This window comes from Stenotrophomonas sp. YJH_SMC_36 (assembly GCF_059369935.1).
In genome coordinates this window covers 33090-48463 of the sequence record NZ_JCAFTD010000006.1, presented here as the reverse complement: position 1 = coordinate 48463, position 15374 = coordinate 33090, and the positions used below count along the sequence as shown (strand labels likewise).

13 protein-coding genes are annotated in these 15374 nt (G+C 67.9%); 5 read left to right on the top strand and 8 right to left on the bottom strand.

What is annotated here, in order from left to right:
* Positions 1-62 precede the first annotated feature (62 nt).
* Positions 63-1079 carry an EF-P beta-lysylation protein EpmB gene (epmB, locus tag AC5P76_RS12370; RefSeq protein WP_065175508.1) on the top strand — a complete coding sequence of 339 codons (1017 nt, stop codon included), beginning with the start codon at positions 63-65 and terminating at the stop codon, positions 1077-1079.
* Positions 1080-1139: 60 nt separating this feature from the next.
* Here epmB and AC5P76_RS12365 read toward each other — a convergent pair whose 3' ends face one another.
* Genes AC5P76_RS12365 through AC5P76_RS12355 form a run of 3 tightly spaced genes read right to left on the bottom strand, consistent with a single transcriptional unit; the run spans position 1140 to position 5013 of the window.
* The gene (locus tag AC5P76_RS12365; RefSeq protein ID WP_053520089.1) at positions 1140-3266 is read right to left on the bottom strand and encodes a putative bifunctional diguanylate cyclase/phosphodiesterase; all 2127 of its coding nucleotides are present in this window, start codon (positions 3264-3266) and stop codon (positions 1140-1142) included.
* Positions 3263-4195 (bottom strand): phosphate/phosphite/phosphonate ABC transporter substrate-binding protein, encoded by a 933-nt coding sequence (locus AC5P76_RS12360; RefSeq protein ID WP_053520090.1) that lies wholly within the window; start codon positions 4193-4195, stop codon positions 3263-3265. The genes AC5P76_RS12365 and AC5P76_RS12360 overlap by 4 nt, the downstream gene beginning before the upstream one ends.
* A 47-nt stretch (positions 4196-4242) precedes the next feature.
* Entirely contained in the window at positions 4243-5013 is a 771-nt protein-coding gene (locus AC5P76_RS12355; protein WP_053520091.1) for an RNA methyltransferase, read from the bottom strand.
* A gap of 120 nt (positions 5014-5133) precedes the next feature.
* On the opposite strand from AC5P76_RS12355, the gene AC5P76_RS12350 reads away from it, so the two are divergent.
* On the top strand, positions 5134-5961 hold the full coding sequence (locus AC5P76_RS12350; protein WP_053520092.1) for an inositol monophosphatase family protein: 828 nt from the start codon (positions 5134-5136) through the stop codon (positions 5959-5961).
* Positions 5962-6440: 479 nt separating this feature from the next.
* Here AC5P76_RS12350 and htpX read toward each other — a convergent pair whose 3' ends face one another.
* Positions 6441-7307, bottom strand: coding sequence for a protease HtpX (gene htpX, locus AC5P76_RS12345; RefSeq protein ID WP_053520093.1), 867 nt, complete (start codon positions 7305-7307; stop codon positions 6441-6443).
* A 93-nt stretch (positions 7308-7400) separates the two neighbouring features.
* On the opposite strand from htpX, the gene gluQRS reads away from it, so the two are divergent.
* The 3 genes from gluQRS to phaR all read left to right on the top strand — a co-directional run bounded on the left by gluQRS (position 7401) and on the right by phaR (position 9796).
* On the top strand, positions 7401-8321 hold the full coding sequence (gluQRS, locus tag AC5P76_RS12340; RefSeq protein WP_065181923.1) for a tRNA glutamyl-Q(34) synthetase GluQRS: 921 nt from the start codon (positions 7401-7403) through the stop codon (positions 8319-8321).
* Positions 8322-8338: 17 nt separating this feature from the next.
* On the top strand, positions 8339-9079 hold the full coding sequence (phbB, locus tag AC5P76_RS12335; protein WP_180875542.1) for an acetoacetyl-CoA reductase: 741 nt from the start codon (positions 8339-8341) through the stop codon (positions 9077-9079).
* A 183-nt stretch (positions 9080-9262) separates the two neighbouring features.
* Positions 9263-9796 (top strand): polyhydroxyalkanoate synthesis repressor PhaR, encoded by a 534-nt coding sequence (gene phaR / locus AC5P76_RS12330; protein ID WP_065175511.1) that lies wholly within the window; start codon positions 9263-9265, stop codon positions 9794-9796.
* A 77-nt stretch (positions 9797-9873) separates the two neighbouring features.
* Here phaR and AC5P76_RS12325 read toward each other — a convergent pair whose 3' ends face one another.
* The 4 genes from AC5P76_RS12325 to AC5P76_RS12310 form a co-directional block, all read right to left on the bottom strand.
* The gene (locus tag AC5P76_RS12325) at positions 9874-10821 is read right to left on the bottom strand and encodes a TraB/GumN family protein (RefSeq protein ID WP_128988762.1); all 948 of its coding nucleotides are present in this window, start codon (positions 10819-10821) and stop codon (positions 9874-9876) included.
* Position 10822: 1 nt separating this feature from the next.
* Positions 10823-11752 (bottom strand): DUF1684 domain-containing protein, encoded by a 930-nt coding sequence (locus AC5P76_RS12320; protein ID WP_253119473.1) that lies wholly within the window; start codon positions 11750-11752, stop codon positions 10823-10825.
* Positions 11753-11763: 11 nt separating this feature from the next.
* Positions 11764-13659 carry a DNA mismatch repair endonuclease MutL gene (gene mutL / locus AC5P76_RS12315; protein ID WP_253119472.1) on the bottom strand — a complete coding sequence of 632 codons (1896 nt, stop codon included), beginning with the start codon at positions 13657-13659 and terminating at the stop codon, positions 11764-11766.
* A gap of 131 nt (positions 13660-13790) precedes the next feature.
* Entirely contained in the window at positions 13791-15329 is a 1539-nt protein-coding gene (locus AC5P76_RS12310) for an N-acetylmuramoyl-L-alanine amidase (protein WP_053520213.1), read from the bottom strand.
* Positions 15330-15374: the final 45 nt, after the last annotated feature.

Below are 15374 nucleotides of genomic sequence, written 5' to 3'. Positions count from 1 at the left end.
CCCACCGGATGCCGGTGGGCGACTGTTTTTCTGCCCCCATGATAACCGCAGGCCCCCTCTCCATGCAGCTTTCCGCCTTTCCCCGCCCGTCGTCGCCGGGTGCACCCGCACGCTGGCAGGAACTCTGGCGCCAGGCGCTGCGCGACCCGCACGCACTGCTGGCGCGGCTGGAGCTGGATCCGGTCGCACTGGGCGTGTCCGAGGCGGCCATGGCCCAGTTCGCGCTGCGCGTACCGGACGGGTTCGTGGCCCGCATGCGCAAGGGCGATGCGGCCGACCCGCTGCTGCGCCAGGTACTGCCGGTCAATGACGAGATGCAGGTCGTTCCCGGGTTCAGCTTCGACGCGGTGGGCGATGGTGCGGCCAGGAAGGCGACCGGGGTCATCCAGAAGTACCGGGGCCGGGCGCTGCTGATCGCCACCGGCAGCTGTGCGATCAATTGCCGCTACTGTTTCCGCCGGCACTTCGACTACGCCGCTGAAAATGCCGCCAAGGGGGGCTGGTGGGAAGCGGTGGACGCCATCGCCGCCGATCCCGATATCGACGAAGTCATCCTGTCCGGGGGGGATCCGCTGTCGCTGGCCACCCACAAGCTGGTCGAACTGACCGACGCGCTGCGGCGGATTCCGCACATCCGTCGCCTGCGCATCCACACCCGGCTGCCGATCGTGCTGCCGGAACGGGTCGATGACGAGCTGCTGGCCTGGCTGGGCAGCCTGCCGTGGCCGCTGGCGATCGTGGTCCATGCCAACCATCGCAATGAGTTCGATGCGAGCGTGGACGCGGCAATGGCGCGCCTGCGTGGCACCGGCGCCCAGCTCCTGAACCAGGCAGTGCTGCTGCGTGGCGTCAACGACAGCGTGCAGGCGCTGCAGGAACTGAGCGAACGCAGCTTTGCCGCCGGCGTGCTGCCCTATTACCTGCACCAGCTGGACCGGGTCGAGGGCGTGGCCCACTTCGAGGTGGATGACACCCGCGCCAGGGAGCTGATCGCCGGCCTGACCGCGCGCCTGTCCGGCTACCTGGTTCCCAAGCTGGTGCGGGAACTCCCCGGCGACCCGAGCAAGCGCCCGCTGTAGCGATCCCGCCGGGGTCAGAGCCGTTTCCTGCAGAAAGGGATCTGACCCCTGAACCAGGATTCAGACGCCGGACTCGATCATCCGCACCACTTCGGTCGCGGTGACCGGGTGGCTCAGCCAGTAGCCCTGGCCAAGATCGCAGCCGCGCTGGGCCAGCAGCTCGAATTGCGCCTGCTGCTCGATGCCCTCGGCAACCACCGTGATGCCCAGCGCGTGGGCCATGGCGATGATCGCCGTGGTCAGCGCCAGGTCGTCCGGATCACGCTGCATGTCGGCAATGAAACTCTTGTCGATCTTCACGCCGTCCACGGGCACCTGGCGCAGGTGGCTCAAGCCCGAGAAGCCGGTGCCGAAGTCGTCCAGCCACACCTTGACGCCGGTGCGATGCAGCTTGTCCAGCAACTGCGCGGCCACCATCTCATCACCGATCACGGCGGTCTCGGTCAGTTCCAGATGCAGGCGCGAAGCCGGCAGCCCCGACTCATGCAGGCACTGTGCGACCAGTGACGGCAGCTCGCCGCCACGCAGCTGCCGGGGCGACACGTTCACCGACACGAACAGATCATCGCCGCCCGCACTGCGCGGCCACTGCGACGCTTCCATGCAGGCCGCGCGCAGCACCTTCGGCCCGATCACCTCGATCAGCCCGCTCTGCTCGGCCACTTCGATGAACACCGACGGCGGGATCGTGCCCAGAGTGGGGTGCTGCCAGCGCAGCAGCACCTCGACGCCGACCATCCGCCGGTCGCGGGTGCGGAAGATCGGCTGGTAGGCCAGGCGCAGCTCGCCGCGCTCCCAGGCGCCGCGCAGTTCCTGTTCCATGTGCACGCGGCGCTCGACAGCATGGTCCATCGCCCGGCTGTAATACCGGTAGCAATTCTTGCCGGCCATCTTCGCCTGGTACATGGCGATGTCGCCGTTCTTCAGCAGTGTGGTCGCGTCTGCGGCATCGTCCGGGAACAGAGTCACGCCGATGGAGGTGCCCAGGAACAGCTCCCTGCCCTGCACCACCAGCGGCTTGCCCAGTTCGCGCACCAGCACCTCGGCCAGCAGCCGCGCATTGGCAGCGACATCGCCGTCGCCGACCAGGATCACGAACTCGTCGCCGCCAAAACGGGCCAGCAGCGCCTCATCGCCCCCGGCCTCGGCGACGGCGCGGCCGATCCGCTGGGCAAACTGCAGCAGTGCTTCGTCGCCCGCTTCATGCCCGAGGGTATCGTTGACCCGCTTGAAATCGTCGATGTCCGCAAACAACAGGCCCAACCGCTGCTTGGACGCACGCGCGGCCATCAGCCGGTGGTCCAGGGCTTCGCGGAACGCCAAGCGGTTGGTCAGGCCGGTCAGTGCGTCGGTGTAGGCCATGTGCCGCACCTCGCGGTCGTGGCGGGCGATGGCATCACGCATGCGGGCGAATCCCCGCACCAGCTCGCCGACCTCGTCGTCGCGGGTATTCTCCAGCAGCGGCGCCTGGTAGTCGCCGGCTTCGATGCGACGGGCCGCCACCGCCAGGTCGCGGATCGGCGCGACCAGGGTGCGCTGCACGTAGAAGATCACCGCCACGCCGATCACCACCAGCAGGCCGAGCATCAGCAGCAGCCAGCCCAGATGACGGCTGCCGACCTGCTGCAGGCGCTCGCCCAGCGTTGCGTTGGCGGCCTGCTCGCGCTGCTGCACTTCGTCCAGCGCCATGCCGACGCGGACGCCGCCGATGCGCTGGTTGCCGACCATGATCGGCATCGTGTTGTCGAGCACCTTTGGCGACTGCTGCACCACCAGCGTCCGCGCGGCGATCGCGCCCGGTGCAAGGGGGTCTCCCATCGGCTGACCGAAGGCGGCGACCTCCACCGAACCGTCGTGCACCAGCCGGCCACGTTCGTCGAACACCAGCACATAGCGCACCACGGGCTGCCGCGACGTGCTGCGCACCAGTGCGCCGACCTGGTCCAGATCGTGGTAGTACAGCGGGTTGGCCAGCGCATCGGAAAGCTCACGGGCGATCGCTTCGCCGCGGCTGCGCACGCTGCGGTCGAACAGTTCATGGATGACGCCGCCGCTGAGGTTGCGCACCTCGCTCTGCATCGCCGCCTGCCGCCCCAGCAGCACCGCCAGGATCGCCACCACCACAAGCATCGCCCCGCCCATCGCGAGCAGGAACCGCGCCTGCATTCCCGAGCCGAGCCACTTCATTCCACTTCCATCCGCACGCGCGTCAATCCTTGTTTCAATTCATCCAGCCGCTGCTGCGCATGCGCGTCGACGCGGTGGAAACCGGAAGTACCAAAAAAACGGTGAAGCGCCGCCTGTGCCTGTGGATCACTGGCCGCCTGCAGCAGGACCTCCTGCAGGCGGTCACGGACGCGTGCATCCAGGTCGGCGCGCACCACCTCCACGGCGCGAGGATAGGGCTCCGTGCGCAACAGTTCGCGGAAGTCGCGCCGGAACGCCCGCGGCATGCGCCGTTCATCGTTCCAGTCCACGCTGCTCACCGCACCCCCATCGGCCACGCCCTTGTGCACGTAGGTGGCGATGTTCAGCTCGCTGCGGGCGAACACATAGCCGACGCTGTCCGTGCCCGGAGCGTCCCACGTACCCGCGAGGATCTGTGGGGACAACCCGTGGCCCAGCAACGTCATCACCGGCACCAGGTAGGCGCTGGTGGATGCGGTGTTCTGCAGCGCAAGGCGGTGGCCCCGCAGGTCCTCCAGCCGCTGGAACGGGCTGTCGCGGCGCACGAAGAATACGGTCTGGTACTCACGCACGCCATTGCGCTCGGTCAGCAGCAACGGCCGCGCACCGCTGCGCTGACCCAGCGCCACTGCGGTTCCGGCGGTTTCCGTGACCCAGTCGACCTGCCCCCGCCGCAGATAGCTGGCCATCTGCTGCGGATCACGCGCCATCAGTATCCTCCCCTCCTGGATGCCGACGTCGTGCATGCGTGCCACCACGTAGTCCAGCAGCGGCTGCAGCTGCTGGTAATGGGCCTTGGGATCGTCGCTGATCCGGCCCAGCACCAGCACCGGATCCGGCGCAGCACGCACCGTTCCGGCCAGCAGGACCATGGCCAGGCTCAGCAGCGCCCCCTGCATTGCCGTTCGCAGACCCGACACCGGTTTCATCCCCCCCTGGGTATCCGGACAGACTACCCGAAAAAATGAGAACGTCGTCAGCCGTTGTGACTGCCCGGCTTGGCCAGACGCGCCATGCGCTGGGCATCGGCCAGGATGCCGCGCAGCAACCGCACTTCCTGCTCGCTCGGCTCGCTGCGCAGGAACAGGCGGCGCAGCTTGCGCATCGCCGACTCCGGCGCACGGCCCTTGTGGAAATCGATCTCGTCCAGGGTGTCGCCAAGCTGGGCGAAGAAGCTCTCCATCTGTTCGTGGCTGGCCACCTGCTCACGAAAGCCCGGTTCGGCGCCAACGGCAGGCTGGGCGCCGAGCAGCTGCATGCGCACCTCGTAGGCCAACACCTGCACGGCGGCGGCGAGGTTGAGCGAACTGAACGCCGGATCGGACGGAATGTGCACCGCCGCGTGGCACAGCTGCAGCTCCTCGTTGGTCAGGCCGGTCCGTTCCCGGCCAAACACCAGCGCCACCTCGGCACCCTCACCGGCCTTGGCGACCGCACGGGCCGCTGCGTCGGCGGGCAGGTACTCCTCCAGCTGGACCCGGCGTGCGCGGGCCGTACACCCCAGCACCAGACGGCAGTCGGCGACGGCCTCGGCCAGGGTGGCCACCACGGGCGCATCGCCGAGCACGTCCTCGGCGCCGGCCGAGCGGCGGAATGCCTCCTCGTCCAGCGGTTTTTCCGGGGCCACCAGTACCAGGCGGGCCAGGCCCATGGTCTTCAGGGCGCGGGCGGCGGCGCCCATGTTGCCGGGATGCTGGGTTCCGACCAGGACGAATCGGAGGCGGGTGGCGGCGGGGAACTGGGACATGAACAGGGAAAAGGTCGAGCTGGACGATGACCAATGGTAAACTGTGCGGCCGGCCACTGCGCCGGACCCGCTCTTTTCCCCCGCCAGTCCTACCCTTCTGCCTTTCCGGGAGCCCACGCCATGCAGAAACCCGCCGTCACCGTCATGGTCAAGGCCGCCCGCCTCGCCGGCAACGTCCTGTTGCGCAACATCAACAAGCTCGAGGCACTGAACGTGGTGCAGAAGGGGCGGATGGACTACGCCAGCGAAGTCGATGCCGACGCGGAAAAGGTCATCGTCAAGGAGCTCAAGCGCGCGTATCCCGAGTACGGCGTGTTTGGCGAGGAAGGCGGCGTGCAGGGCGAACATCGCCACATGTGGGTCATCGATCCGCTGGACGGCACCAGCAACTACCTGCGCGGCGTGCCCCACTACTGTGTATCGATCGCCCTGGTCGAGAACGGCGAGCCGACCGACGCGGTCATCTTCGATCCGCTGCGCAACGAGCTGTTCACCGCCAGCCGTGGCGCGGGCGCCGTGCTGAACGACCGTCGCATCCGCGTGGCGGATCGCAAGGACCTGGGCGGCACCATGATCCAGACCGGCTTCGCTCCGCGCGAGCGCGCCCGTGCCGGCGCCCAGTTGAAGGCGGTTGATGCCCTGCTGGTGCAGGCCGAGGACATCCGCCGTACCGGTTCCGCTGCGCTGGACCTGGCCTATGTCGCCTGCGGTCGCGCCGACGCCTACTTCGAGGCCGGGGTGAAGGCCTGGGACATCGCGGCCGGCGTGCTGCTGGTGCGTGAGGCCGGTGGCAAGGTGTGCGATTTCAAGGGAGCGCCGCTTGCACGCATGGACAACCGCGGTCCGGAAACCCAGCAGGTGGTGGCGGGCAACCTGAAGGTGGCCGAGTCGCTGCAGAAGGTGCTGGTCAACACGGGCTATGCGGCCGAGTTCGACGCGAAGTTCTGAGCTTCCCTGTAAAGCGGTTCATGGAGACGGCACCTGTGAAGGTGCCGTTTTCGTATCCGCAGTGATCGTGCTTGTCACTTTCTTTGCTCGTGCAAAGAAAGTAACCAAAGAAACACGCCGCCAGGACGCGAGCCGACGTGCTGTGCACGCCGGTTCCCTGCGCTCCTCGGTCCGTCGAGGGACGGTGCGGGAACTCGCTGCGCTCAGACACCCGCACCTCTTCGCCCTCGCCGGACCTGCGGTGCTCGGCTCGCTCAAGGCGGACCCAAGGTCAAGAACCACAGCTGCACGACGATGACGGGTAGCGCCGGGCCATGCCCGGCGAGCGAAGCGGCCGCTTCGCCTTCGACCTTGAAAGTGACACCCCTCCGCAGTCGCGGAAACGATCCTGCGGGCACGCGTCGATGCTACCGACGCGCAAACAGAAACGCCCGGCACGGGGCCGGGCGTTCCTGTAGCAGTGCGTTGCAACCGGAGGCTTACACCACCGTCGAGGCCCGCAGCGCGGCGATGCGCTCTTCCAGCGGCGGATGGCTCATGAACAGCTTCTTCGCGGTCGAACCGGCGATGCCGAAGGCGGCGATCTGGGTCGGCAGCGTGCTCTGGCCGTGGTTGAGCTGCAGGCGCTCCAGCGCGGCGATCATCTTCTGGCGACCCGCCAGCGAGGCGCCACCGGCATCGGCGCGGAACTCACGATGGCGCGAGAACCACATCGAGATCATGGTCGCGAACAGGCCGAACACCATCTCCAGCACGAACACGATGATGTAGTAGGCGAACCCGCGGCCGCCGCCTTCGCGGTTGCCCGACAGCGCGCTGTCGATGACGCCGCCGACCACGCGCGCCAGCACGATCACGAAGGTATTCAGCACACCCTGCAGCAGCGCCATGGTGATCATGTCACCATTCGCCACGTGGGCGATCTCGTGGCCCAGTACGGCTTCGGCCTCATCTTCGCTCATGTTCTGCAGCAGACCGGTGGACACCGCCACCAGCGCGTTGTTGCGGTTGGCGCCAGTGGCGAATGCGTTGATCTCCGGGCCATCGTAGACCGCCACTTCGGGCATGCCGATGCCGGCCGCCTTGGCCTGGCGCTCGACGGTAGCCAGCAGCCAGCGCTCGGTCTGGTTGCGTGGCTCGGTGATCACCACCGCGCCGGTGGAGCGCTTGGCCATCCACTTGGACAACAGCAGCGAGATGAAGGAACCGCCGAAGCCGAAAATCGCAGCCATCACCAGCAGGCCGCTCATCTGGTTCGGATTGACCCCCAGCAGCGACATCACGATGCCGGCCAGGATCAGCACTGCAAAGTTGGTGGCTAGAAAGAGTGCGATGCGGGTAAACATGGGAAATTCCGGCTCGGAAGGGGTCGATATCCGTCAATTTGCGGTGCGGTCAGCTTGAATTCAAGCACCAACCTGACCGACGATTCAGCCAGCATGACCTCCCCCCTTTCCTGCGGCCGCTTCGCGCCCTCGCCTACCGGCCTGCTGCACCCCGGCTCCCTGCTGGCTGCATTCGGCAGCTGGCTGCTCGCACGCCATCACCATGGCCTGTGGCGGCTGCGCATCGAGGACATCGATCCCCCACGCACCGTGCCCGGGGCTGCGCACGCGCAGTTGCAGGCACTGGCGGCATTCGGCCTGGCCCACGATGGTCCGGTGCTGTGGCAGAGCGAACGTGGCGATGCTTACCAGCAGGCTCTGGACAGGCTGCTGGCCAGCGGGCTGGCCTTCATCTGCCACTGCAGCCGCAGCGAACTGGCAGCCCGGGGGGGCATCCACCATCGCTGCGTCGCGCGGCAGCCCCGACCGGACCCTGCCGTCCGCTTCCGCGTACCGGCCGGCAGCGTGGTGCAGTTCGACGACGGCCTGCGCGGCCGTCAGGTGCAGGACGTCCACGCCGAGGTGGGTGATTTCGTGCTGCGCCGCGCCGACGGGTGCTGGGCCTACCAGCTGGCGGTGGTGGTCGACGATGCCGCGCAGGGCGTCACCGACGTGGTGCGCGGCGCCGACCTGCTCGACTCCACCGCGCGGCAGATCCTGCTGCAGCAGGCACTCGGACTGGCAGTGCCGCGATACTGGCACCTGCCCCTGCTGCTGGACGCGCCCGGGCACAAGCTGTCCAAGTCGCTGGCCGCGCTGCCGGTCGACAGCGCCCGCCCGGTGCCGGTGCTGCGTCAGTTGTGGGGCCTGCTCGGCCAGTCGCCCGCCGCACTCGAGGGTCACGACGATCTGCACGACCTGCTCGCGGCGGCCCGGCAGGCATTCGATCCGGCCCGCCTGCCACGCACGGACATCCTGTTGCCGACGGGCGCACTTTCCGCGCCGATGTTGCAGAATCCCCCTTCCCCCACCTGAAACCCGGACTGCATTCCATGACATCTCGCGTCGCACTGGTCACCGGCGGAACCGGCGGCATCGGTACCGCCATCTGCCAACGCCTGGCCGACCAGGGCCACCGGGTCGCCACCAACTATCGCGATGAAACCAAGGCCCGCGCCTGGCAGCAGGCGATGACCGAACGCGGCTACAGCGTGTCCATCTTCGCCGGCGACGTGTCCGATCCGGACAGTGCCGAAGCGATGGTGCGCGCCGTCGAAAACGAACTGGGCCCGGTCGAGATCCTGGTCAACAACGCCGGCATCACCCGCGATACGACCTTTCACCGGATGCGTGCGGACCAGTGGCATGACGTGATCAACACCAACCTCAATTCGGTGTTCAACGTCACCCGCCCGGTCATCGAAGGCATGCGTCGCCGCGGCTGGGGCCGGGTCATCCAGATCAGCTCGATCAACGGTCTGAAGGGCCAGTATGGCCAGGCCAACTACGCCGCCGCCAAGGCCGGCATGCACGGCTTCACCATCTCACTGGCGCGCGAGAACGCGGGCTTCGGCATCACCGTCAACACCATTTCGCCGGGCTATGTCGCCACGGACATGGTCATGGCCGTGCCGGAGGAAGTGCGGGCCAAGATCATCGCCGACATTCCGACCGGGCGCCTGGGCAAGCCGGAGGAGATCGCCTACGGCGTGTCCTTCCTGGTGGCCGAGGAGGCCTCGTGGATCACCGGCAGCAACCTGGACATCAACGGCGGCCACCACATGGGCTGGTGATCCGCGCGGGCGCGGCCGGTCGTGTGCCGGACCGCACCTGCCTGCGGTCATGCTGCGCAGCACGCAAACCCTTGTTGCGCAACATGATCCGCCGTGAAAGCCAAGCCTGGCGGGGGCTGGGGCGGTTGCAACGGCTGCTGCACTGCGCCATGCTGCGCGTCTACTGTGACGAGTGACCGCTTCATGGCTGCGACCCGCATCATCAAGAAGTATCCGAACCGCCGTCTCTACGACACCGAGATTTCCAGCTACATCACCATCGAGGACGTCCGCCAGCTGATACTGGACGGTGAAGACTTCGAGGTCCGCGACGCCAAGAGCGGTGACGACCTTACCCGTTCGGTCCTGCTGCAGATCATCGCCGACCAGGAGCAGGACGGCGAGCCGATGCTCTCCACCCAGTTGCTGAGCCAGCTGATCCGCTTCTACGGCGACTCCCTGCAGGGATTCATGGGCAACTACCTGGAACGCAGCATGCAGGTGTTCCTGGACCAGCAGCAGCAGTTCCGCCAGCAGATGGGCAACCTGCTGGGCCAGACGCCGTGGGCGATGATGAACCAGCTGACCGAACGCAACCTGGAGCTGTGGCAGGAATTTCAGCGCAGCATGGGCACCGGCTTCGGCGGCCCCCGCCCCGGCGGAACCGGCCCGGGAACCGGAACCGGCAGCAAGCCGAACGAACCGGGCACCGGCACCGGCGGCAAGACCCGCCGCTGAGCCACGGCAGGGACTGACATGAAAACGGCGCGCCACTGGCGCGCCGTTTTCGTCTGCGGGTCATCCGCAGGCAGACGTCAGCGCTTCGCCTTGCACGCCGTGCAGACGCGCTCGACCTTGTAGCCCTTCGCCCTGAGCTTCTCGACCACGCCATCGCTGCCGAGCAGATGCAGCGTGCCAACCACCACCAGCGTGCCACCCTGCCCCGCCTGCAGATAGGGCACCAGCTTCGGCACCCAGGCATCATTGCGGCCGGTATTGATGCGCTGATACAGCTGCGGATACTGCTGGCGCATCTCGGCAGCCATTTTCGTCCACAGCAGGCGCTCGTCACCGCGGCGCCATGCGTCGTGCAGCATGCGCGCCTGTTCATCACCCTTGTCGGCCTGATCGAGGGCTTCGGACAGCATCTGCCGCTGCTCCTGCACCGACATCCCATCAAGCATGCCGATCTGCGTATCGATGTCCTCCAGACCACCGGTGCTGCGCCCGGTCGCCTGTGCGCGCTCCATGAAGTGACGGTCCAGACCGAGGGCCGGGTCCAGGCCCATCTTCTGCATCTGCCCCACTGAAATGCTCAGACCGACAAACCAGGGTTTCATGCCCTGCATCTGCGCCAGCGGCAGCTTGTTCACGGCGGCGAAGGCCTGCAGCTTCTGCCAGGTCGCTGCATCGAGATCACGCTTCAGTTCGCTGCCGTCGGTGCGCACGGCGGCCTGCACCATGCGGCTGGCCAGCTGCGGCGACTGCATGTCTTCCGGCGAGAGTTCGAACAACACGCGCTGCGAGGCCCCGAAGGCCTGCTCCACGTCGGCCGACAGCGGATAGTCCTGCGGCTTCAACAGATGGAACGAGCCCAGCAGATACAGCCGTGAATCGCCGGGGCCGGTGACCTTCCACAGCAGCGGTACCGGCGGCTTGACCGACGCACCTTCAGCGGCCGGGGCATTGCGGCCCTGCGCCAGAGGCGCCACCGCGCAGGCCAGCAGCAACACGGCGGCGTGGAACAGGTGTCTGATCATCATGTCAGCCTTCTCCTTCAGGCAGGTGGTAGGCCTTTTCGCCCGCGTCCACGCGAAGGTCCAGCCGGTTCTCCGGCGGCGCCAACGGGCAGGTCGCGTAGGGCGTGAACGCGCAGGGCGGGTTGTAGGCGTGGTTGAAATCGATGAGCACGCGGCCATCAGCGCCGGGTGCGCCGGTATCCAGATAGCGGCCAGCGGGATAACTGCCGCGGCCGCTGGTGCGGTCAGCGAAGATCAGGAACAGGGGCTCGCCGGGGGCACCGATCGCCTCCAGCCGCCAGGTCCGGCCATCACGCTCGAACTCGACCGCACCGGCGTTGGGCATATCGGTGGTCAGTCCGGTGATGTCGACGATCGGCAAGGTCTTGCCCGGTGCGTGCGCAACGAAGCGCGCCTGCACCTGCCAGTCGGGCCCTCCCGGCCAGTACTGCAGGCCGGCGAAGTCCCGGCGTGCAGGCGCGTCGGCATGCTTGACCCTCAGCGCATCGCGCGGACCACGCCGGATCAGGCTGAGCTGGCCCTTGCCACCGTCGAAGGCAAGCAGGGTGGGCTGCGGATCCTTGTCGGTATCCATGCGGATGCGCCCTCTTACCGGCTGGCCGTTGTGGGTGAGCTCCGCCCCGGCTTCCGGCGTGAACCACCATTGCCGCCCCTCGCGCCGCAGCAGGCCGAGCTTGTCCGGCCCCACTGCCAGACGGATGCCATTGGTGGCACCGCTGCCAACGAAGTGCGAGCTGTTCTGCAGCCAGTGCAGCCCGACCAGCGCCGTCCAGCCATCAGGCCGCGTCAGATCCTGATAACGCGCCACGCGCCATTGCTGCTGCGCTGCGGCGTATGCCGGGTCTTCCACCACCGCAGGCGCCGGCGGCGGCGCCGGGCTGCAGGCTGCCAGCAACAAGACAGCCAGAAGGCCGCCCATTCCCCGATACGCCATCGATGCTCCCCTCAACGTCCGCGCAGGAACCAGCGGTCGATCTCCGCCAGCGAAAAACGGGCCCAGGTCGGCCGGCCGTGGTTGCACTGGCCGGATCGCTCGGTGATCTCCATGTCGCGCAGCAGGGCGTTCATTTCCGGCACCGTCAGCCGGCGATTGGCACGCACAGCGCCATGGCAGGCCATGGTCGACAGCAGTTCATCGCGCGCGCTCGCTACGCGGCGGCTCTGGCCGTGCTCACGCAGGTCGGTCAGCACATCGCGCAGCAGCCCCTCCGGCTCGGCGTGGGCCAGCAGCGCGGGAATGCTGCGCACATGCAGCGAGCCCGGGCCGGCCCGCGTCACCTCGAAACCAAGCGAGGCCAGCGTCGCGGCCTCGCTCTCTGCGGTATCCGCTTCGCGTTCGCCCACCGCCAACGTGATCGGCACGAGCAACGGCTGCGACTGCAGGCCGATACCATCGTGCGCGTTCTTCAGCCGCTCGTAGCCGATGCGTTCGTGCGCCGCGTGCATGTCGACCACGATCAGGCCTTCGGCATTCTCGGCCAGGATGTAGATGCCGTGCAGCTGCGCGATCGCATACCCCAGGGGCGGCACGCCCGCGTCCGCACGGGTGTCCGGCAGGCCGTTTCCGCTCTGCATCGCAGGCTGCGCGGTGTCGCCTTCGCCTGCAGCAGGCGTGGCATAGAGCGCAGCGTAGGCGGCCGGCGCATCGGCAACCTGCAGGCCCAGCGGCTGCTGCGGGCGCCATCCCTGATATCCGCCACCGCCGCCCGCCCCCGGAGCAGGACCACGGACCAGACCGAATCCGGACGCGCCCACGGTCGATGCCGCCGCTGCTGCCCCGGCGTCCGCTGCCTGCCCGGCACCTGCACCGATCTCCTGCGCCGACACGCCGGCTCGGGTATCGGCCAGCGCGTCCTTCAGCGTGCGGTAGACGAAATCATGGACCAGCCGCGCATCACGGAAACGCACTTCGTGCTTGGCCGGATGCACGTTGACGTCAACGCGCGTGGGGTCGAGTTCCAGGAACAGCACGTAGGCCGGTTGCCGGCCATGGAACAGCACATCGCCGTAGGCCATCTTCACCGCGTGGGCAACGCTGCGGTCGCGCACCGAACGGCCGTTGACGTACAGGTACTGCTGGTCGGTACTGGCCCGCGAATAATGCGGCTGCGCGATCCAGCCGTGCAGGCGCAGGCCCGCGCCGCTGTGGTCCACGCGCACCGCCTGCAGCGCGAAATCATCGCCCAGTGTCTCGGACAGGCGCGCGTCCGAATACAGGTCACCCGGCTTGTAGCGGCGTGATGCCTTGCCATTGTGCGAGACCCGCAGCTCGACGTCCGGCCGCGCCAGCGCCAGCGAGCGCAGCCATTCTTCGATGTGCCCCATTTCGGTGCGCTCGGCGCGCAGGAACTTGCGTCGCGCGGGCACGTTGTAGAACAGCTCGCGCACTTCCACCGTGGTACCCGGTGCGTGCGCGCGCGGCGTGACCTCGCCGATCTTGCCGCCATCGATCTGCAGCGCGGAACCGTGCTCGTCATCTGCGCGGCGCGACGCCAGGGTGAAACGACTGACCGACGCGATCGATGGCAGCGCTTCGCCGCGGAACCCGAGCGTGGCCACCGACTCCAGATCGTCCAGGTTGGCGATCTTGCTGGTGGCGTGCCGCGAGACGGCCAATGGCAGCTGCTCCGCTGCGATGCCACTGCCGTTGTCGCGGATGCGGATCAGGCGCACGCCGCCTTCTTCCAGGTCGATGTCGACACGGCTGGCGCCGGCATCGATCGCATTCTCGACCAGTTCCTTGACCACTGACGCGGGGCGCTCGACCACCTCGCCGGCGGCGATCTGGTTGATCAGGATGTCCGGCAGGGGCCGGATCGGGCGCGGGCCGGGCGCGCTCATGGGGCAAGGTAGGCAGCAGACTTCATGCGCCGATGATAGCGGAGGTACCGCGTGGAGAGTCGAGCCGGGTCACCTGCGCGATGCCGATGATGCGCCACGCCCCAGGCATGGCCGGTCCAACAGGGTGCGGCCTACTTGCTGCCGCCGGCCATGGTGGCGGCCGCGTCGATCTCGGCCTGTGCGCGGGCCGCATAGAGCGTCCCCGGCGGCGGCTGCCGGCTGAAGAACGTGTGCACGCCATCGAGCACCGCACCGGCGATCTTGCGCTGGTAGCCCGGGTCGATCAGGCGGCGCTCCTCGTCCGGATTGGAGATGAAGGCGGTTTCCACCAGCATCGCCGGCATGTCCGAGGTGCGCAGCACCGCGAAGTTGGCGCGCTCGATGTTTGGCTTGTGGTTGTTGCCGATCCGCTTCAGTCCACCCAGTACATGGCCGGCCGCATCTTCGGACGCCTTCATGTAACCGCTCTGCGCCAGATCGAGCAGAACGTTGGCCAGCGTGCCTTCGGTCTGCTGCAGGCGCACACCACCGACCAGATCGGCGGCGTTTTCCTTGTCCGCCAGCCAGCGCGCACGCTGCGACGAGGCACCCTTGGTGGACAGCACGTACACCGATGAACCGGTCGCCGAGCGGTTCTCGGCGGCGTCCGCATGAATCGAGATGAAGATGTCAGCCTTGTTCGCGCGGGCCTTCTGTGCGCGCATCGGCAGCGGGATGAACACGTCGCTGTCGCGGGTCAGATAGGCTTTCAGGCCCGGCGTGGCATTGACCTGACGGGCCAGCTCACGCGCCACCGCCAGGGTGACGTCTTTCTCGCGCTTGCCGGTGGGCCCGATCGCGCCCGGATCCTGTCCGCCGTGGCCGGGATCGATCGCCACCACCAGGTGCCGCATGCCAGGCTGCATGCGGATGCGCGAAGCGTCGCTGGGCATCGCCGGACGCGGCGGTTCGGGCGGCGGCGATGCCGGTACCGGTGCCGGGGCTGGCGGATTGCTCACCACCGCCGCGGTGCGCTGGCCGGCCAGGATCGCCGCGGGCGACGATGCCGGCGGGGTGCTGCTGGCGCTGGTGCCCGCAGCGGCCACCTGCACGGGCGCGGTGGATGGCGCCGGCGTGGGCGCGGCCGGGGCGGCAGCCGTGGCACTGGCCTGCTGCTGCACCTGCGCGGTCAACAACGCGGTAGCGCGGGCGGCGTCGCTGCGCGTCTGCATGCTGGGTGCCGTCGTCTGCGTGGTCGTGGCAACCGGAGCCGGCGCCGCAGCGGCCACGCCCGGGCTGTCACCCGGCCATTCGATCACCAGCTTCGACGCCTCTCCTTCCCGCTGCATCTGCGGGCGGAACGGCGCCACGGACTCCGCAAGATCGAAAACAACACGGAAGGTGCCCGGAACCGGTTGTCCGGTGCGCACTGCCGTCACCACGCCCTGCGCGGCCGGCATCTTCAGGTTGCGCACGGCAGTGGAGTCCGGGAAATCGACCACCAGCCGGTTCGGGTTGGCCAGCGACAGTGTCTTGTAGCCGCCACTGCCGACCAGCGAGATTTCCGCGCGGGTGCCGGTGGAGCCTGTATTCAGCTGTACCTGGCGGACTTCACCCGCCCACGCGCTGAGGCTCGCCAGACCCAGTCCGACGGCGGCACAGATGGCGATGAGACGGTTCCCCAGGCGCATGGCTCAGGATTCAATCACCGCGCTGAACGGAATGCAATACCTTTT